General features: G+C 72.4%; 14 protein-coding genes. 5 read left to right on the top strand and 9 right to left on the bottom strand.

Features of this window, described 5'->3' with window-relative positions:
- Positions 1 to 16: 16 nt before the first annotated feature.
- From Q5762_RS10070 to Q5762_RS10060, 3 genes are all read right to left on the bottom strand, one after another.
- Entirely contained in the window at positions 17 to 2,791 is a 2,775-nt protein-coding gene (locus tag Q5762_RS10070; protein WP_315891655.1) for a serine/threonine protein kinase, read from the bottom strand.
- 163 nt (positions 2,792 to 2,954) lie between these two features.
- Positions 2,955 to 5,201, bottom strand: coding sequence for a serine/threonine-protein kinase (locus Q5762_RS10065; RefSeq protein WP_315891654.1), 2,247 nt, complete (start codon positions 5,199 to 5,201; stop codon positions 2,955 to 2,957).
- Between the two features lie 278 nt (positions 5,202 to 5,479).
- Positions 5,480 to 7,186, bottom strand: a complete 1,707-nt coding sequence (locus Q5762_RS10060) for a glycerol-3-phosphate dehydrogenase/oxidase (RefSeq protein ID WP_315891653.1) — start codon at positions 7,184 to 7,186, stop codon at positions 5,480 to 5,482.
- A gap of 224 nt (positions 7,187 to 7,410) precedes the next feature.
- Between Q5762_RS10060 and Q5762_RS10055 the strand changes: the two genes are divergently transcribed.
- Both Q5762_RS10055 and Q5762_RS10050 read left to right on the top strand, forming a co-directional pair.
- Positions 7,411 to 8,652, top strand: a complete 1,242-nt coding sequence (locus tag Q5762_RS10055; protein WP_315891652.1) for a nucleotide sugar dehydrogenase — start codon at positions 7,411 to 7,413, stop codon at positions 8,650 to 8,652.
- 137 nt (positions 8,653 to 8,789) lie between these two features.
- A complete protein-coding gene (locus tag Q5762_RS10050; RefSeq protein WP_315891651.1) occupies positions 8,790 to 9,311 on the top strand; it encodes a hypothetical protein in 522 nt (173 codons plus the stop codon).
- A 68-nt stretch (positions 9,312 to 9,379) separates the two neighbouring features.
- Here Q5762_RS10050 and Q5762_RS10045 read toward each other — a convergent pair whose 3' ends face one another.
- The 4 genes from Q5762_RS10045 to Q5762_RS10030 all read right to left on the bottom strand — a co-directional run bounded on the left by Q5762_RS10045 (position 9,380) and on the right by Q5762_RS10030 (position 13,788).
- A complete protein-coding gene (locus tag Q5762_RS10045; protein ID WP_315891650.1) occupies positions 9,380 to 10,504 on the bottom strand; it encodes a GuaB3 family IMP dehydrogenase-related protein in 1,125 nt (374 codons plus the stop codon).
- A gap of 105 nt (positions 10,505 to 10,609) precedes the next feature.
- The gene (guaB, locus tag Q5762_RS10040; protein ID WP_315891649.1) at positions 10,610 to 12,112 is read right to left on the bottom strand and encodes an IMP dehydrogenase; all 1,503 of its coding nucleotides are present in this window, start codon (positions 12,110 to 12,112) and stop codon (positions 10,610 to 10,612) included.
- A gap of 140 nt (positions 12,113 to 12,252) precedes the next feature.
- Entirely contained in the window at positions 12,253 to 12,855 is a 603-nt protein-coding gene (locus tag Q5762_RS10035) for a sigma-70 family RNA polymerase sigma factor (protein ID WP_315891648.1), read from the bottom strand.
- A 321-nt stretch (positions 12,856 to 13,176) separates the two neighbouring features.
- The gene (locus Q5762_RS10030) at positions 13,177 to 13,788 is read right to left on the bottom strand and encodes a response regulator transcription factor (protein ID WP_003948568.1); all 612 of its coding nucleotides are present in this window, start codon (positions 13,786 to 13,788) and stop codon (positions 13,177 to 13,179) included.
- 452 nt (positions 13,789 to 14,240) lie between these two features.
- Here Q5762_RS10030 and Q5762_RS10025 point away from each other — a divergent pair, with 452 nt between their 5' ends.
- Positions 14,241 to 14,594, top strand: coding sequence for a WhiB family transcriptional regulator (locus Q5762_RS10025; protein WP_315891647.1), 354 nt, complete (start codon positions 14,241 to 14,243; stop codon positions 14,592 to 14,594).
- Positions 14,595 to 14,735: 141 nt separating this feature from the next.
- Here the strand turns inward: Q5762_RS10025 and Q5762_RS10020 are convergent, their stop codons facing one another.
- Positions 14,736 to 15,641 carry a LysR family transcriptional regulator gene (locus tag Q5762_RS10020; protein ID WP_315891646.1) on the bottom strand — a complete coding sequence of 302 codons (906 nt, stop codon included), beginning with the start codon at positions 15,639 to 15,641 and terminating at the stop codon, positions 14,736 to 14,738.
- A 79-nt stretch (positions 15,642 to 15,720) separates the two neighbouring features.
- On the opposite strand from Q5762_RS10020, the gene Q5762_RS10015 reads away from it, so the two are divergent.
- Both Q5762_RS10015 and Q5762_RS10010 read left to right on the top strand, forming a co-directional pair.
- Entirely contained in the window at positions 15,721 to 16,395 is a 675-nt protein-coding gene (locus Q5762_RS10015) for an MOSC domain-containing protein (protein WP_315891645.1), read from the top strand.
- 39 nt (positions 16,396 to 16,434) lie between these two features.
- Positions 16,435 to 17,208 carry an SDR family oxidoreductase gene (locus tag Q5762_RS10010; protein WP_315891644.1) on the top strand — a complete coding sequence of 258 codons (774 nt, stop codon included), beginning with the start codon at positions 16,435 to 16,437 and terminating at the stop codon, positions 17,206 to 17,208.
- A 365-nt stretch (positions 17,209 to 17,573) separates the two neighbouring features.
- On the opposite strand, the gene Q5762_RS10005 is transcribed toward Q5762_RS10010, so the two are convergent.
- Positions 17,574 to 19,394 (bottom strand): DUF2264 domain-containing protein, encoded by a 1,821-nt coding sequence (locus tag Q5762_RS10005; protein ID WP_315891643.1) that lies wholly within the window; start codon positions 19,392 to 19,394, stop codon positions 17,574 to 17,576.
- Positions 19,395 to 19,398 lie beyond the last annotated feature (4 nt).

Below are 19,398 nucleotides of genomic sequence, written 5' to 3'. Positions count from 1 at the left end.
GCGGAACCGGCGCATTTCAGCGGGTGGCCCGGTAGGCCTTCACCGCCTGGTCGTAGAGCTCGGACACCTTGTCGCGTTCGCTCTCCGGGCCGATGACCTGGACCACGTGGTAGCGGCCGTCCTCGATCAGGGCGAGGTTGCGGACGAAGACCTCACGCCCGGTGGTGTCCTGCCAGGTGAACTGACCCACCGCCATGACCTGCCGGCCCACCTCGATCCGGCGCAGACCGGAGGCGCTGGACCAGGAGGAGTCCCGCCACGGCTGGAGCTCGCGCTCCTTGGTGCGCTGGTACGCCATCGGATCCGAGCCGTTGGCCTGCACGGTGTCCCGGCCCGGTACGACGATCAGGACGAAGTCACCCCCGGTGTAGCGGACTTGCCCGGCGTCGTTGATCGGGCTGCGCCGCCAGCCGTCGGCGACGCCGATCTCGAAGCCCTCCGGGTCCTTCTGGAGCGTGTACCCGGCGGCCAGGGCCGGTGTGCTGGGGGTGGTGGCCGGCGGGGTGGTCTTCTCCGAACCGGGCTTGGAGCCGGGCGTCGTGCTCGGCTTGGCGCTGGGCGTCGCACTCGGCTTGGCGCTCGACCCCGTCGTCGGGGTGACGGACTGCCCCGCGGGCTGCCGGCCCTCGGCGCCGTCCTTGGGCATGAACAGCACGGCGTACGCGACGACTCCGACGAGCAGCAGCATGACCAGGAGCAGCAGCGTCAGGCCGAGGGAGCGCGCGGAACGGGCCCCTCCGGCCGCGCCGCGCGAGGCCCGGGGCGGGCGCGGGGCACGCTGCGGGAGCTCCTCGTGGAAGTGCTCCTGCGGGAACTCCTGACGCCTGCCGGACCGCTGATCGGACCGCTGCTCTTGTACGTGGGCGGGCTCGTACCGCTCGGACCGCTCGTCCTGCCGTACGGCCACGGTTTCGTCCTGCCGGCCCTTCCCCTTCCGGTGGCGGTGGCGGCCTCCCGCCGCGCCGCCCCCTCGGCGCCTGCGCACCAGCTCGCCCCGGCGCCGTACGACGGGCAGGCGCGTGGCGTCCTCGGACGGCAGCGGCACGACGCCCACGCCCGCGTCGGGCTCCGGGGCGGAACGGACGAGGGAGCGCAGCCAGCCGCTCAGCTCCTCGAAGTCGGGGCGCTCGGTGGGGTCCTGGCGGAGCAGGGACTCCACGACGGGCCGCAGCGGGCCGCACTCCTCGGCGTAGGCCGGGGGCTCGGCGCAGACCAGCTGGACGAGCTCGGCGGCGCTGTCCTCGGGGTACGGGGCGTGTCCCTGGACGGCGCGGTAGAGGAGCGCGCCGAGCGCCCACAGGTCGGTGGCGGGGCCGATGGGCGGGGCCAGGCGCCAGTTCTCGTGGACCGGTCCCGCCTGTTCGGGCGCCCAGCGCTCGGTGACCGCGCCGACGACGGCGATCCTGGCCTGGCGGGCGCGTTCGGCGGCGAGCCGGGTGGCGGGGCCCCGGTACACGGACGTGGGCGGCGCGTCGTCCGCCTCGGCGGGCCCGTCCCAGGCTCCGGAGGCCGGTGCGGGTACGCGTACCCGTCCGGGCTCAGGGACCGGCGCCGGGGTGTAGCCGGCGGGGAGGGCGGGCAGCACCGGGCTGCCGCCCGCGGGGACAGGCCCGGAGGCGTCGCGCGAGGCGTGCGGGCCGTCGCTCCAGGTCCCGGCGAGCATCGCGCGGGTCGGCCCGCCGCCGCCGTCCTGCCCGTACCCCTTGCGGTACGGCGCCGGGTACTCGTCGTCGTTGTCGTCCTCGTCCTCGTCGTCCCCGGTCTGGGACCACCACTGCGGCTCGGGCCCGAGCCCCTGCGCGGGCACGGGCGCGGGCGCCATCGGGAGCTGGGCGGAGGGCGGTTCGGCCTCGGGGGCGGGCTCCGGGACGGGCTCGGGGGCGCGCTCCGGGACGGGCTCGGGGGTCGGGCGCTGTACCGGTACGGCCCCGGTCTCACCGATGTGCGCGGCGGCGCGGGCTCCCGCCCGGTACGCGGCGATGGCGCCCGCGCGGGCGGCCCGTACGTCGGCGGCCGGCGGGGGCGTGCTCGCCGGCAGCTCGGGACGTACGACCGGTTCGCCCGTACCCGCCGACGGCTCCTCCCGGTCGCCAGGCCACTCCTGACCGAACCCGTCGCCGTCGTCTCCTTCGCCGTCGTGTTCGCCGTCGCCCTCGTCCGTGTCTCCGTACGGCGGCGCCGGCTCGTCCTCGTCGGTGAGCGGCACCGGGGCGTACCCGCACAGCGCTTCCTCCGCCGCGCCCGCCGCGAGGCCGGTCAGCACCACGCGGCCGTCGTCGCAGACGAGCACGGTCCGGGGGGTGATGTTCCGGTGGGTCCAGCCGTGGGCGTGCAGGGCGCGTAGGGCGGTGAGGACCTCGGAGCCGATCTCGGCCGCGCGGTACGGGCTCAGCGGGCGCTCGGCGAGGAGCGCCGCCAGCGGCCTGGCCGCGACCAGTTCACTCACTATCCACAGCGAACCGGCCTCCGCGAACACGTCGAAGACCTGGTCGAGCCGGGGGTGGTCCGGAATCTGCGCGGCCGCCTGGGCCGCCTCGACGGCGCGCCGCACCGCCGGATCGGCCGGCCGCCGGGTCGCCCGGCCCGAACTCGCCCGGTGCGGGGTGAAGCCGGTGCCGTCCTCGTCGACCACCTCGGCGTCGATCACCTCGGGCAACGGGACCTGGTGGACCAGGACTTCCTGCCCGCTGTAGGTGTCGAAGGCGCGCGTCTCGACGAGTTCGTACGCGTCCTGCGGCGGTACGGGCAGGCGATAGCGGTCGGCGAGCACCCTTCCCGCGTAGTCGTCCACGACGCCTCCCCACCGAGCGCGCTGTCCCCCGGGCCGTACGGATCCCGTCAGCTCATGCATCGCCCGGACCGCGCGAAACCGTCAATTCCGATCCTGGACCGTACATTTGGCGATGCATTTCGGCTGCGTACGGTCCCCGGACTCTCACGATACGTGGCGCCGGTCAGTCCTTGGGGCTGAACGTGGCGAACGCCGTCTCCCGCAGCGTCTTGCACGCGGCGGCGTCCCACTTGTCCGACTCGCAGGTGATCATGATCGAGTAGCCGTGCGTGGCGTCGACCTTGAAGCCCCGGTTGAGTATCCGGACGCGCTTGCCCTTCTCGGTGCGCTCGAACTGCCAGTCGGCGACCGTCGGGTACCCGTTGTACGAGACGCGCTTGATGCCGATGTGGCGGTAGCCGTTGCTGGAGGCGGAGACACCGGCAACGGCGGCCGCCCAGGCGGAGGCCGCATCGTCCTTCGGGCTGCTGTTGTAGTCGACCTGGACGCGCGGGTATCCGCCGTCCTCGTTGAAGATCCCGCCCGAGTTCCGGCCCGCTATTCCGTTGAGCTTGAACGTGGACGGCATCGCCATGGTGAAGTGGAACCGGCTGTTCGTCACCATGGTGTACCCGGCGGGCAGCTGCGTCCCGGGCGCGCCGTTGCTCGGCTTCCCCGACGGCGTACCGCTCTGCCCGCCCGAGCCCGAGCCCGAGCCGGACCCCGGGTCGGTCGGCTGGTCGCCGCCCTGCTGGCCGGGGTCGCTCGGGGTCTGACCCTTGCCCTGGGTGTCGGTGCCACCGTTGCCGGCCGTGGCGCCCGCGGAGGTCGTCCTGTCGTCGCCCTTGCCGCCGCCCTTGGTGTCCTTGTCGTCGTCACCGCCGCCGAGCGAGACCGCGAGGATGGTGCCGAGCAGGGCGAGGACCACGATCCCCGCGATGATGACGAGCGTGCGGCGCGGTACGACGTCGGTGAGCGAGGCCCGTGGCTGCGCCGGTCTGCTGCCGCCCTGGATCGGCTCGGGCCGGGGCTTCTGCTCGGACCGTGCCGTGGCGGCCGCGTTCCGTACGGACTTCAGCGCGCCGCGCATCCGCTCGGCGCCCGTGCCCGCTTCCGGAGCCTTCTCCTTGGCGCCGGACCGCGCCTGCTTCGGCGGCTCCGGGGGGACCGGGGGCAGCGGCACGACTCTGGTGGCCTCGGCCGACGGCTCCGGCTCCACGACCGGCGCGGGCGCGGGCGCGTCGAGCACGGCCCGGAGCAGCACGCGCGCACCGGCGTCGTCGAGCCGCTGCGCCGGGTCCTTGGCCAGCAGGCCGTAGATGACCTTCTCAAGCAGCGGCCCGGCGTTCTTCGGCGGATCGACGGGCTCGGTCATCACCGCGGTGAGCGTCGCGATCGCGGAGCCCTTGTCGTACGGCGGGCTGCCCTCGACGCTCGCGTACAGCAGTCCGCCCAGCGACCACATGTCGGCGGCCGGGCCGGGCTTGTGGCCACGGGCGCGCTCGGGCGAGATGTACGAGGGCGCGCCGACGAGCATGCCGGTGGAGGTGATCGACGGGTCGCCCTCGACCTGCGCGATGCCGAAGTCGGTGAGGACGACCCGGCCGTCCTCGGCGATCAGGACGTTCGACGGCTTCACGTCGCGGTGCAGGATGCCCTGACGGTGCGCGGAACGGAGCACGTCGAGGATGGCGAGACCGACCTCGGCGGCGCGGTGCGGGGTGAGCGTGCCGTCCTCCCGGACGGCGTCGGCGAGGGACTTGCCCTCGATGAGCTCCATGACGATCCACGGCCGGTCGTCCTCGTCGACGACGTCGTAGACGGTCACGGCGCCGTTGTTACGGATCCGGGCGATGGCCTTCGCCTCGCGCAGGGTCCGGGTGATGAGGCGTCGCTTCTCGTCCTCGTCGATGCTGTTGGGGAAGCGGAGCTCCTTGACGGCCACGGTCCGGCCCAGGGTCTCGTCGACCGCGCGCCACACGGTGCCCATGCCGCCGCGTCCGAGCACCCCGTCGAGCCGGTACCGCCCCGCGAGCAACCGCTCCTCGGGCGCCGCAGCCCTGGCGGACTTCCTGAGCACGGGCGCCTCGGCCGGCACCGCGTCGGAAGGCACGGCGCTGGAAGGCACGGCGTCGGAAGGCACCGCGTCGGAAGGCTCGGAAACCTTCGCCGAACCCCTCACCGCGTCCTCCGGCGCATCCTTCTCCGGCTCACCGGGCGCCGCGTCGGCCACGCCGGCGGTCCCGGCAGCGTCCGTGCCCGCGCCCTTGTCCCTACCCGCGCCATTACCGGCGTCCGTGCCCGACTTCTCGTCCGGCTCCGCCTCACGTGCCGCGGGAACCGCGCCCAGGTCGCCGTCGGTTCCGGCACCCGCGCCGGCGTCCCGCCGAGGGTCCCGCGCCGTGTCCCGCGACTGCTCCGCCTCCGACATGCGTCCCCTCTGCGATCCCTGATCTTCGCCCGCGTCCGCCGCTTCCCGCGCGATGCGGTAACCCGCCCTGGAAGAGAGCCCATTGTCTCTCACCCCGGGACCGATCTCGCTCCCGGGTCCAGACTCCGGGAGGACGGACCCGCGGGAAAGCGATCCCGCCATGGCACCCGACGCCGACACACCCCCCTCGGGTTCCGCACCCGTACGAACAGGATGCCGCACCCCGCCCCCAACGTCCCCTCTCGGAGGCCGAGTTCGCCCAGGACCGTCCGAACGGATCAGATCGGCACGATGTCCGGCGCCCCGAGCCGTGCCGCGTCCGCCGTCAGGTCGTCCGGCTGCCGCTGCGACTCCCGCTCCGCCTCCACCCGCTTCTCGTAGTGCTCCACCTCCTTCTCGATCTGGCGCTCGTCCCAGCCGAGCACCGGGGCCATCAGCTCGGCGCACTCCCGCGCCACGCGCGTCCCGCGGTCGAAGGTCTCGATCGAGATCCGGGTACGCCGGGTCAGGACGTCGTCCAGATGCCGGGCGCCCTCGTGCGAGGCCGCGTAGACGATCTCGGCGCGCAGATAGTCCTCCGCTCCCGTCAACGGCTCGGCGAGGCCGGGGTCGGCGGCGATGAGCTCCAGGATCTCCTCCGTCAGCGACCCGAACCGGTTGAGCAGATGCTCGACGCGCACGACATGGAGTCCGGTTCTCGCGGCGATCCTGGCCCTCGCGTTCCACAGGGCCTTGTAGCCCTCGGCGCCCAGGAGCGGGATGTCCTCGGTGACGCAGGCGGCGACCCGCTGGTCGAGCGCGTGCACGGCCTCGTCCACGGCGTCCTTGGCCATCACCCGGTAGGTCGTGTACTTGCCGCCGGCCACCACGACCAGGCCCGGGACCGGGTGCGCGACGGTGTGTTCGCGCGACAGCTTGCTCGTGGCGTCCGACTCGCCGGCCAGCAGCGGCCGCAGGCCCGCGTACACCCCCTGGACGTCGTCCCTGGTGAGCGGGGTCGCCAGGACGCTGTTCACATGCTCAAGGAGATAGTCGATGTCGGCGCTGGACGCGGCCGGGTGGGCCTTGTCCAGGTCCCAGTCGGTGTCCGTGGTGCCGACGATCCAGTGCCGCCCCCAGGGGATGACGAAGAGGACGGACTTCTCGGTCCGCAGGATCAGTCCGGTGCTGGAGTGGATCCGGTCCTTCGGTACGACCAGATGGATGCCCTTCGACGCCCGTACGTGGAACTGACCCCGCTCCCCGATGAGCGCCTGGGTGTCGTCCGTCCACACCCCGGTCGCGTTCACCAGCTGCTTCGCGCGGATCTCGTACTCCCCGCCCGCCTCGACGTCCTGGACCCGGGCGCCGACCACCCGTTCGCCCTCGCGCAGGAAGCCGATGACCCGCGCGCGGCTGGCGACCTTCGCTCCGTAGCTCGCGGCCGTGCGGACCATTGTGGCGACGAAGCGGGCGTCGTCCATCTGGGCGTCGTAGTACTGCAACGCGCCGACCAGGGCGTCCTTCTTCAGGCAGGGGGCGACCCGCAGGGCGTTGCGCCGGGAGAGGTGGCGGTGCACCGGCAGCCCCCGCCCATGCCCCGACGAGACCGACATCGCGTCGTACAGCGCGACGCCCGAGCCCGCGTAGAGCCGCTCCCAGCCCTTGTGCTGCAAGGGATAGAGGAAAGGGACGGGCTTCACGAGATGGGGGGCGAGCCGCTCCAGGAGCAGGCCGCGCTCCTTCAGCGCCTCGCGCACCAGCGCGAAGTCCAGCATCTCCAGATAGCGCAGGCCGCCGTGGATCAGCTTGCTCGACCGGCTGGAGGTGCCGGAGGCCCAGTCCCGGGCCTCGACGAGGCCGGTGGAAAGACCTCTCGTGACCGCGTCGAGGGCCGTCCCGGCGCCGACCACGCCGGCGCCCACCACCAGCACGTCCAGTTCGCGCTCGGCCATCGCCGCCAGCGCCTCGGCGCGCTCGGCCGGTCCCAGTGTCGCTGTCCTCACCGCTGCCTCCCGTCGTCCCCCGCGTGATCGGGCTCACAGACTCGATTCTGTCCCGGCCCTCCGACTTCAGCCACCGCCTGTGGATAACACTCGGCAACCTTTGACCACACAATGCGGCATATCGGTCATATTTACGCCTAGTCTGACATTGCGCTCGCCTCGTTCTGTCCACCGGGCTTGCGCGTCTCGTCCCCTCCGGCTATTGGGAAGGACGGCCCACCCCCATGCCCGCTGATCTCGCCGTCATCGGCCTCGGCCACCTCGGACTCCCCCTCGCCCAGGCCGCGATCGCCGCCGGCATCGACACCATCGGCTACGACACCGACCCCCGCCCCGTCGCCGAACTCGCCGCCGGGCGCCCGCCCGTCGACGGCTCGCTCACCGCGTCGGAGATCCGCCGGATGCTCTCGGGGGGCTTCCGGCCCACCACCAACCCGGCCGAACTCGGCCGGGTCCGTACCGCGGTCATCTGCGCCCCGACCGCACTCGGCCCGGACCGGACCCTCGACCTCACCGCCGTCGCCGACGCCGCCCGCGCCCTCGCCGCGCGGCTGCGCCCGCACACCACCGTGCTGCTCGAATCGCCTGTCCACCCCGGCACCACCGAAGGTGTGCTGCGGGACCTCCTGGAGGAGGGCTCCGGGCTGCGCGCGGGCCGCGACTTCCATCTCGCGTACTCCCCCGGCCGGCTCGACCCTGGCAACCGCGCGCACGGCTTCGCGGGCACCCCCAAGGTCATCGGCGGCCTCACCCCCGCCTGCACGGAGTCCGCCGCCGCGTTCTACGGCCGGCTGACCGACAAGGTGGTACGCGCGCGTGGCCCGCGCGAGGCCGAGACGGTCAAGCTCCTGGAGACCAACTTCCGGCACGTCAACATCGCCCTGGTCAACGAGATGGCGGTGCTCTGCCACGACCTCGGCGTCGACCTCTGGGACGTCATCCGCTGCGCCGAGACCAAGCCCTTCGGCTTCCAGGCCTTCCGCCCAGGACCCGGCGTGGGCGGCCACGGAGTGCCGGTCGACACGATCGGCCCGCACCGTCCGCTCCGGCTGGTCGAGTTGGCGACCCAGGTCAACGAACGCATGCCGCAGTACGTCATCCAGCGCTGCGCGACGCTCCTCAACGAGCACGGCAAGTCGGCCCGGGGAGCCAGGGTGCTTCTGCTGGGCATCACGTACAAACCCGATCTCGCCGACCGCGAGAGCTCCCCCGCCGACGAGATCGCACGCCGGCTGATGGACCTCGGCGCCGTGGTCAGCTACCACGACCCGCACGTCCTGGACTGGCGCGTCCGCGACCTCCCGGTCCCCCGCGCGGACTCCCTCTACGAGGCCGCCGCCCACGCCGACCTGACGGTGCTTCTGCAGCACCACCGCACGTACGACCTCCAGGGCCTGGCGGTGAAGGCCCAACTCCTCCTCGACACCCGAGGCGCCACCCCGGCCGGCGCGGCCCACCGACTCTGAGCTCCCCGAAAACCGCCCCGAGCCCTTCCCGAAACCCTCCCCGAATCCCCCAGGCACACCGTCCGAGCGGACTGCTAGTCTCCGGGCTCTTCTCTCGCACATCCGTGCGTGTACGTGTCCCTGGGGGGATCAGCACCATGTCTCAGCCCGTTCCGCCGCCCGGCAACCCGTTCGCCGACGGCGCGCCCTCCCCGTACCCGGCCGCTCCGGCGCCCGCGCCCGCGCGCAACAGCCTGGGCCTCGGCCTCGCGGCCGGCGTCGGCGCCACCGTCGCCGGGGCGCTCGCCTACGGCGGTCTGATGCGCGCCTTCGCCAAGGAGGACGGCAGCTACACCCAGATCGGCCTGCTGGCCCTGGCCGTCGGCGCGCTGGTCGGGTTCGCACTCGGCAAGGTCGGCGGCCGCAACCCGATCCTGCCGATCGCCGGTGTCCCGCTCGCCCTGCTCGGCGTCTTCGCCGGCCAGCTCTTCGGCTTCGCCCTGATGGCCAGCTGGTGGGCGGGGCTCGACGGCGCCCCCATCGGGGTCGGCGAGCTGCTCACCACCGAGTTCTCGCTCCTCTTCGAGGCCTGGAAGGCCGAACTGGGCGTCATGGACCTGCTCTTCTACGCCATCGCCGGCTACGAGGGCTTCGCCATCACCAGGAAGGTCGCCGGCTGAACGCCCCGGCACGCGAGAAGGGCCCCGCACCGACCGGTGCGGGGCCCTTCCCGTACAGCAGGCGAACGTCAGCGCTTGTGCTGCGAATCCGCGACGGTGACCTCGACGCGCTGGAACTCCTTGAGCTCGCTGTAGCCCGTGGTCGCCATCGCGCGGCGCAGGGCCCCGAAGAAGTTCATCGAGCCGTCCGGGGAGTGCGACGGGCCGGTGAGGATCTCCTCGGTCGTGCCCACGATGCCCAGGTCGACCAGCTTGCCGCGCGGCACGTCCTCGTGGACGGCCTCCATGCCCCAGTGGTGGCCCTTGCCCGGCGCGTCCGTGGCGCGGGCCAGCGGGGAGCCCATCATGACCGAGTCGGCGCCACAGGCGATCGCCTTCGGCAGGTCGCCCGACCAGCCCACGCCGCCGTCGGCGATCACGTGCACGTACCGGCCGCCGGACTCGTCCATGTAGTCGCGGCGGGCCGCGGCCACGTCGGCGACCGCGGTCGCCATCGGGACCTGGATGCCGAGCACGTTGCGCGTGGTGTGCGCCGCGCCGCCGCCGAAGCCGACCAGGACACCCGCCGCGCCGGTGCGCATCAGGTGCAGGGCCGCGGTGTACGTGGCGCAGCCGCCGACGATGACCGGGACGTCGAGCTCGTAGATGAACTGCTTCAGGTTCAGCGGCTCGGCCGCGCCCGAGACGTGCTCGGCGGAGACCGTCGTGCCGCGGATGACGAAGATGTCCACGCCGGCGTCGACGACGGCCTTGGAGAACTGCGCGGTGCGCTGCGGGGAGAGCGCGGCGGCGGTGACGACACCCGAGTCGCGCACCTCCTTGATGCGCTGCCCGATCAGCTCCTCCTTGATCGGAGCCGCGTAGATCTCCTGCAGCCGGCGGGTCGCGGTGGCCTCGTCCATCTCGGCGATCTCGTCGAGCAGCGGCTGCGGGTCCTCGTACCGGGTCCACAGGCCTTCGAGGTTCAGGACGCCGAGTCCGCCCAGCTCGCCGATGCGGATGGCGGTCTGCGGCGACACGACCGAGTCCATGGGGGCGGCCAGGAAGGGGAGCTCGAAGCGGTAGGCGTCGATCTGCCAGGCGATCGAGACCTCCTTCGGGTCCCGGGTGCGCCGGCTCGGTACGACGGCGATGTCGTCGAACGCGTACGCCCTGCGGCCGCGCTTGCCGCGCCCGATCTCGATCTCAGTCACGATGTGTGGCCTTTCCCTCTACGTCTGCGCCTACCAGTATCCCCGACACACGCGCGTGGGGCGGTTCCGGCCACATGCCGGAACCGCCCCACGTGTCGCGCTGCGTTACTTCCTGCTGTAGTTCGGCGCCTCGACCGTCATCTGGATGTCGTGCGGGTGGCTCTCCTTGAGGCCCGCGGAGGTGATCCGGACGAAGCGGCCCTTGGACTCCATCTCGTCGATGGTGGCGGCACCCACATAGCCCATGGTCTGGCGCAGACCGCCGACGAGCTGGTGCAGCACGTTGGCCAGCGGACCGCGGTAGGGCACCTGGCCCTCGATGCCCTCGGGCACGAGCTTGTCGTCGGACGCGACCTCGCCCTGGAAGTAGCGGTCCTTCGAGTACGACCGGCCCTGGCCGCGGGACTGCATGGCGCCGAGCGAGCCCATGCCGCGGTACGACTTGAACTGCTTGCCGTTGATGAACTGGAGCTCGCCGGGCGACTCCTCGCAACCCGCGAGCAGGCTGCCCAGCATCACCGTGCTGGCACCGGCGGCCAGCGCCTTGCCGATGTCGCCCGAGTACTGCAGGCCGCCGTCGCCGATGACCGGGACCCCGGCCGCGCGGGCCGCGAGCGCGGCCTCGTAGATGGCCGTGACCTGCGGAACGCCGATACCGGCGACGACACGCGTGGTGCAGATCGAGCCGGGCCCGACGCCGACCTTGACGCCGTCGACACCGGCGTCGATGAGGGCCTGGGCGCCGTCACGGGTCGCCACGTTGCCGCCGATCACGTCGACGTTCACGCTGGACTTGATCTTCGACATCCAGCTCAGCGCGTTGCTGTTGTGGCCGTGCGAGGTGTCCACGACCAGGAAGTCCACACCGGCGGCGGCGAGCCCCTGGGCGCGCTCGAGCGCCTCCGGGCTGGCGCCGACCGCGGCGCCGACGAGCAGCCGGCCCTCGGCGTCCTTGGCCGCGTACGGGTACTTCTCGGCCTTCACGAAGTCCTTGACGGTGATGAGCCCCTTGAGCGCACCGGCGTCGTCGACGAGCGGAAGCTTCTCGATCTTGTGGCGGCGCAGCAGCTCCATGGCGTCCACACCGCTGATGCCGACCTTGCCGGTGACGAGCGGCATCGGCGTCATGACCTCGCGGACCTGACGGCTGCGGTCGGACTCGAAGGCCATGTCGCGGTTGGTGACGATGCCGAGCAGCTTGCCCGCGCCGTCGGTGACCGGGACACCGCTGATCCGGAACTTGGCGCACAGCGCGTCCGCCTCGGCGAGCGTGGCGTCCGGGCTCACCGTGATCGGGTCGGTGACCATGCCGGACTCGGAGCGCTTCACGAGGTCGACCTGGTTGACCTGGTCCTCGACGGACAGGTTGCGGTGCAGCACACCGACGCCGCCCTGCCGCGCCATGGCGATGGCCATGCGGGACTCGGTGACCTTGTCCATCGCGGCGGAGAGCAGCGGGATGTTCACCCGGACGTTGCGCGAGATACGGGACGAGGTGTCGACCGCGTTCGGCAGTACTTCCGACGCGCCCGGCAGCAGCAGCACGTCGTCGTAGGTCAGCCCGAGTGTCGCGAATTTCTCGGGCACTCCGTCGACGTTGGCAGTCATGACACCTTCCCCAAATGGCCTTGATCGGTGCGGATGTCCATGCTAACGGGCCTCGACGGTGTCTCATTCCACGATCAAGACCAGAGAGCAGCTTTGGACGTTCGTACGTGTACGTGAGGGCTACTGGGCCCCGTCGACCCTTACTGCTCGGCCAGGGCCCGCAGCCGGCTGAGCGCGCGGTGCTGCGCGACCCGTACCGCCCCGGGGGACATACCGAGCATCTGGCCGGTCTCCTCGGCCGTGAGGCCGACCGCCACCCGCAGCACCAGCAGCTCGCGCTGGTTCTCCGGCAGGTTGGCGAGGAGTCTCTTGGCCCATTCGGCATCGTCGCTGAGCAGCGCGCGCTCTTCGGGGCCGAGGGAGTCGTCGGGCCGCTCGGGCATCTCGTCGGACGGCACGGCCGTCGATCCCGGGTGCCGCATCGCGGCGCGCTGGAGATCGGCGACCTTGTGTCCGGCGATGGCGAAGACGAAGGCCTCGAAGGGCCTGCCCGTGTCCTTGTAGCGCGGCAGGGCCATCAGGACGGCGACGCAGACCTCCTGCGCGAGGTCCTCGACGAAGTGGCGAGCATCACCGGGCAGCCGGTTCAGTCGCGTACGGCAGTAGCGCAGGGCGAGCGGGTGCACGCGGGCCAGCAGGTCGTGCGTGGCCTGTTCGTCGCCCTCGACGGCACGGTGAACGAGTGCACCGATCTCCCCTGGCCCCACGGGCGTGGGGGAACCCACGGTCTCGTCGTCGCGCATCGCTCCATGGTGCCTTGACGTCTGAGGATCCGTGGCACCGCGTCCGTAGTTGTGCACCGAAGCGTTATGAGCAGGTGCGCCGGAACTCATCTCCTGCGCCCTCCCCTTCCGCTCGATCGACTCGTCCCCGAGGAACTCCACACCCTCAAGGATGCGGCATCCCGCGCGGAAGTGACACAAGCCGGCGTATCGGAGGCCCGGGCCGCCGCCGTGGCGGGGCCCCGGCCGCGACCTTTCGCGGTACCCGACCGCCGCCTCGCGGGTCCCGGACTGCCGCCCCGTCCGCGCGGGGCGGACGGGGACGCGGCCGGTCGTCGCGGCCTAGCGGACCAGGCCCCACCGGAACCCGAGGGCGACGGCGTGCGCCCGGTCCGACGCGCCCAGCTTCTTGAACAGCCGCCGCGCGTGTGTCTTCACCGTGTCCTCGGAGAGGAAGAGCTCGCGCCCGATCTCCGCGTTGGACCGGCCGTGGCTCATGCCTTCGAGCACCTGGATCTCACGCGCGGTGAGCGTCGGCGCCGCGCCCATCTCGGCCGACCGCAGCCGGCGCGGGGCGAGCCGCCAGGTCGGGTCGGCGAGGGCCTGGGTGACCGTGGCCCGCAGCTCGGCGCGCGAGGCGTCCTTGTGCAGATACCCGCGGGCACCGGCGGCGACCGCGAGCGCGACACCGTCCAGGTCCTCGGCGACGGTCAGCATGATGATGCGGGCGCCGGGGTCGGCGGACAGCAGTCGGCGGACGGTCTCCACGCCGCCCAGACCGGGCATGCGTACGTCCATCAGAATCAGGTCCGAGCGGTCCGCGCCCCAGCGGCGGAGGACTTCCTCGCCGTTGGCCGCGGTAGTCACGCGCTCGACGCCGGGCACGGTCGCGACCGCACGGCGAAGAGCCTCTCGGGCAAGCGGGGAGTCGTCGCAGACGAGGACGGATGTCATGGCCGCCCTCCGCAGCTGATGCGCGTCACCTTGAGCCTCCAGGGCTGGTACGTATCGTCACCTGTGCGGTTGACACCCTCGGACACCTGCCCGAGCGCTTGTTCCTTCAACCGCCTCCGCACTCTCAACGACGGTCACTCGAAAGAGTTACGGGTCGGGCGGCCGCATTCGACACTCTACGTGAGGGAGCGAACGCGGAGGAGAGCCACGCGGGTCATCCGTCCTTCACTGGAAGCTATGCCCCATTTAGCGGGTTTTCTTCCCTTTTTGTGGTGTCTGTGGCTAGATTCGCAATGAGTCATATTTACATCTACTTAGACAGTAGTTGTACGGTCGGGTCGAGCCCGCGAGATCGGGTACGCGAGACCCACGGGGGGTTGAAGGGCCCCCGGTACATCAGCCATCCACCCGCCCACCTATCCGTTCGACACGGTTTCAAGGGGACAAGCGCAATGGCAGATTTCTCCCGCCTTCCCGGACCCAACGCCGATCTGTGGGACTGGCAACTGCTCGCGGCCTGCCGCGGAGTCGACAGCTCCCTGTTCTTCCACCCCGAGGGAGAGCGCGGCGCGGCACGGAGTGCGCGTGAGAACTCGGCGAAAGAGGTCTGCATGCGGTGCCCGGTACGCGCGGAGTGCGCGGCACACGCACTCGCGGTACGCGAGCCCTACGGCGTATGGGGCGGCCTCACCGAGGACGAACGCGAAGAGCTCATGGGACGAGCCCGCAACCGCCTGATCACGGCTTCGGCCACGGCTTCGGCGGCGGCGTCGGCAGCCGGTTCGGCACGCATGGGGCATGCCTGAGCCGGCGGAACCGAAGGTCTGAAGGAACGTTTCTGCTCGAACGATGACGGCCGGGACCGGCCGAGCACGGTGTCGCGCCGCACGCGGCCCCGGGGCATGCCGCGCGACAGGGTCGGCGCGCCCCTCGGGCCCGACAGGCCCCTACGCGCGTGTGGCCGCGACGCCCGCCGCGCGGGTCAGCTCGTCCAGGGTCGCCGCGACCGCCGGGACCTGAGCCAGGTCCGGCAGGGTGAGGGCGACGATCTCGCGCTCCACGGCCGGTTCCACGACCACGGTCCGCGCGCCCTTGGGGCGTACGGACTCGATGGCGAGCTGCGGCAGGACCGCGACCCCGAGACCGGCGCCGACGAGTCCGACGACCGCCGGGTAGTCGTCGGTGGCGAAGTCGATGCGCGGGGTGAACCCCGCCTCCTCGCACACGTCCACCAACTGGCGCCGGCAGCGCGGGCAGCCCGCGATCCAGGACTCGTCGGCCAGTTCGGCTATCCCCACGGCCTCCACGTCGGCGAGCCGGTGCCCCTCCGGGACCAGGCCCACCAGGCGGTCGGCGAGCAGCGGCCGGACGATCAGGTCGTCCCACTCCGCCTGCCCCGCTCCGTAACGGAACGCGAGGGCCACGTCGCAGTCGCCCTCGCGGAGCATCTCGATCGAGCGCGGCGGCTCTGCCTCGACCAGTGAGACGCGCGTGCCGGGGTGCGCCGCGCGCAGGGCGGCGAGGGCTGTGGGGACGAGCGTCGAACTGCCGCTGGGGAAGGAGACGAGCCGGACACGGCCGGCGCGCAGCCCCGCGATCGCGGCGACCTCCTCCTCGGCGGCGGTGAGACCCGCGAGGATGCCGGAGGCGTGCCGGACGAGGGCCTCGCCCGCCTGCGTGAGCCGCATCTCGCGGCCGGTCCGGATCAGCAGGGGTGTGCCGGCGGAGGTCTCCAGCGCCTTCATCTGCTGGCTCACCGCGGGCTGGGTGCAGCCGAGTTCGCGCGCGGCGGCGGAGAAGGAGCCGGTCGCGGCGACGGCGCGCAGGACGCGGAGATGGCGGGCCTCGATCATACGTCGAGCATAAGCGAAGCTTGTAGCTCTCGTCGAATATTCGGTCGACGCTTTGAGGAGGGTCGCCTATTGTTCCCTCATGAAGCTTCTGTCCCTGAATCTGGGCCGCCCGAAGACCGTCGCGTACACCGACCATCCCGAGGGCGTGACCGGCATCGACAAGCAGCCGGTGGAGGGGCCGGTGCGGGTGACCGCGCCCGGGCCCAAGGGGGTCGGCAGAAGCGGGGTCGCCGGGGACACCGTGTGCGACTCCCGGCACCACGGCGGGAACGACCAGGCCGTCTACGCGTACGCGCGCGAGGACCTGGACAGCTGGGCGGAGCTCCTCGGCCGGCCGGTCCCGAGCGGCGCCTTCGGCGAGAACCTCACCACCGAGGGCGTCGACGTGACCGGCGCCAGGATCGGCGAGCGCTGGCGGATCGGCGCCGATCTGATCCTGGAGGTCAGCTCCAGCCGGATCCCGTGCCGGACGTTCCAGGGGCACCTCGGCGAGCAGGGCTGGGTCAAGCGGTTCACCCGGGAGGGCGTGCCGGGCGCGTACCTGCGGGTCGTCGAGCCGGGCGAGATCCGGGCGGGCGACGCCATCGAGGTGGTGCACCGCCCGGACCACGAGGTGACCGTGGCCTTCGAGTTCAAGGCCCTGACGACCGAGCGGCCGCTGCTGCCGCGCGTGCTCGCGGCGGGCGAGGCGCTGCACCCGGAGACCGCCGAGCACGCGCGCGTGTACGTGGAGAAGTACGGCAGTGGCTCCTGACCTCCGGTGTCTTCGCGCGGGGCACTAACGTTGCCGCGTATGACGACTGCACTGATTACGGGCGCGACGGCGGGGATCGGGGCCGCGTTCGCGCGGAAGCTGGCGGCGGACGGACACGATGTCGTGCTCGTGGCCCGGGATGTGACGCGGCTGCGGGAGCAGGCGACCGAACTGCACGACCGGCACGGCATCGAGGCCGAGGTCCTGGCGGCGGACCTGTCCGAGGAGAAGGGGATCGCGGCCGTGGAGGCCCGGCTCTCCGACCCCAAGCAGCCGGTGGACCTGCTGGTGAACAACGCGGGGTTCGGCAACAAGGGCCGGTTCCTGGAAGTCTCCATGGCCGACGAGTTGAAGATGCTGACCGTGCACTGCGAGGCGGTGCTCCGGCTGACGTCGGCGGCGGCGGAGTCCATGCGCGCCCGGGGCCGGGGCGGGGTCGTCAACGTGGCCTCGGTGGCCGCGTTCGTGCCGCGCGGCACGTACGGGGCGTCCAAGGCGTGGGTGGTGCAGTTCACGCAGGGCGCGGCGCGGGATCTGGCGGGCAGCGGGGTGCGTCTGATGGCGCTGTGCCCGGGATTCGTACGGACGGAGTTCCACGACCGGGCGGGGATGGGGACGGACAACATCCCGGGCTGGATGTGGCTCGACGCGGACAAGCTGGTGGCGGAGGCGCTGAATGATCTGGCGCGGGGGAAGTCGCTGTCGATCCCGGATCCGCGATACAAGGCGCTGATGGGTGTGGTGAAGCTGGCGCCGCGGGGGCTTTTGGGCGGGGTGTCGTCGAAGGCGGGCCGCAAGTACGGCCCGAAGTAACCCCTCCACCCTCGTGCGTGCGGGGGGCCCGCCTCCCCTCCCATCCCCGCGCGTGCGGGGAGCCCGCCTCCCTCCCACCCCCGTGTGGGCAATCGTTCCGCTGGGGCGATGGGGGTCCCCCTGCTCGAGCGAAGCCGAGAGCTTGGGGGAGGGTGGGCACACGGGACGGCGCCCCATGCGGGCGCCTTCCGCACAGGAGCCCGGAGCCGCACCCCCCGGGCCGTTGCGCGTGCAGGGCGCTCGGGGTGGCCGTAGGGGAACGGGGCGGACGCGCCCGCCAAGGCGCCGTTCCGTTGTGCCCACCCGTTCCGCCCCAGCGGAACGAATGCCCACAACGGGGGGGGGCGGGGCGGGCGGGTGTCGCGCTAGCGGAGGGGGTGGGTTTCCAGGGCTAGGCAGGTTGTGGGGCCGTTTTGCCAGGTTACTTGGATGTTTTGGGCGGTGATCTGGACCGTTGCGAGCGTGGTGACGGGGGGTGGGGAGGGTTCGGCGGTGAGGGACGCCAGGGCTACGAAGAGGGTTTCGGGGCCGGTGGTGGTGCCGTGCAGGGCGGCCGTACGGGTGGCCGGCCCGCCCTGGAGCGTGGCGCCCGTGGTGAGTTCGACGGTCTCGGCGGCCGGCGGGTAGCCGTGGACGGGATGGAGTTGGGCGGTCGGGCCGTCCGGCGTGGTGGCCCAGCCCGTCTGGCGTACGGGAGTTCCGGCGGGGGCGCCCAGGACGAGATGGGCGCGGACCTCGGCCCGGCCGTGGGCCAGGGTCGCCGAGAGGACCCGGATCCCGGGGATCGGGGTGGAGAGGGAGCACGCCCAGTCGGGGCCGGTGCCCAGGGGCGTTGCCGGGCCGCGGCGGGTCAGGCGGCCGTCGATCACCAAGGCGAAGTGGTTGTCGGGCTGGTCGGGCGCCGTCGTCGGGCCTGTGCGCGTCGAGTACGCGAAGCGGGCGTAGCCCGAGTCGTCGTCGCCCGCCGGGTCGCTCGCCACATGGTTGCTGCCGTGGTTGTGGAGGCGTACGAGTCCGTCGGCGGCGGTGGTCTGGAGGAGCAGCCCGGCCGGGGCCACGGGGCGCACAGTGTCGGCGCGTTCGGCGGGGAGGGGTTCCTCGGGGTCGGTCCAGGCGGGGTGCTCGGCGGGGAGGAGCAGTCCGAGGAAGCCCTTGGCCGCCCAGTAGGGGGAGGCGGGGCCCGAGTAGCTCTGGACGACCGGCGCGTGCGGGCCGTGCCAGCCGAGGGTGAACAGCCCGCGCTCGTCGCACGCGCCCCGGTCGAGGAAGTACCGCAGGGTGCCGGAGGCGAGGCGGCGGGTGGCGCCCGGGGTGAGCGGGGTGTGCCCGGTGAGCGCGCCGAGCCAGGGGGCGGCGGCCGCGGCGAAGCGGTACGTGAGGGAGCGGCCGTACGGGAGCGGGGCGCCGTTCGCGTCGAAGAGGTGGGCGTGGTCGGCGAGGTGGGCGCGCAGCCGGGGGCCGTAGCGGGCGAGGAGGTCCTGGTCTCCGGAGAGGTGGGCGTGCAGGACCGGATAGAAGTGCAGGGCCCAGGCGTTGTAGTGGTCGAAGGCGCGGTTGTCGCCGTCGCTGTACCAGCCGTCGCCGAGGTACCACTGCTCGATCCGGTCGAGGGAGCGGTCGATCGTGGCGGCCGCGCGGTCCGTCTCGATGCCGGCGTCCTGGAGGAAGCCGGCGACGGTGAGGCCGAAGAGCCACCAGTTGTTGTCGACCGGGGAGGGTTCGAGGGCGGGCAGCAGCCAGTCGACGGCGCGCTGCCGGGTGCGGTCGTCCAGGGTGTCCCAGAGCCAGGGGCGGGTCATCCGGAGCCCGAGGGCGACGGAGGCGGATTCGACGACGGCCTGCCGTACGTCGGTGAGGGGCGGCCAGGAGTCGGGGCCGTCCCCGCCCGGTGCCTCGGTGCCGGCGGCCAGGCCCTCGGCGTACCGGGACAGGTGGTCGCATGGGTCCGCGCCCCGGGCGCCCGCGACGCGGAGGGCGGCGAGCAGGAACGTACGGGCGTGGCCTTCGAGGCCGTCGGAGCGGACGCCGGACCAGCTGGGGCGGGGGCCTGGCAGGTCGAAGCGGCCGTGGCGGGGTGAGGCGTACGGCCGTACGGCGAGGAGGAGTCGGTCGGCGGCGTCCTCCCAGTGGGCGCGGGTCCAGCCGGTGTACGGGCTGAGCTCACGGTTCTCGGGCGGCGTGGGCATGATG

It is taken from the genome of Streptomyces sp. P9(2023), from assembly GCF_032436795.1.
GTDB lineage: Bacteria > Actinomycetota > Actinomycetes > Streptomycetales > Streptomycetaceae > Streptomyces.
Note: the sequence above shows the minus strand (reverse complement) of the source record. Positions and strands in the feature narration are given on the sequence as shown.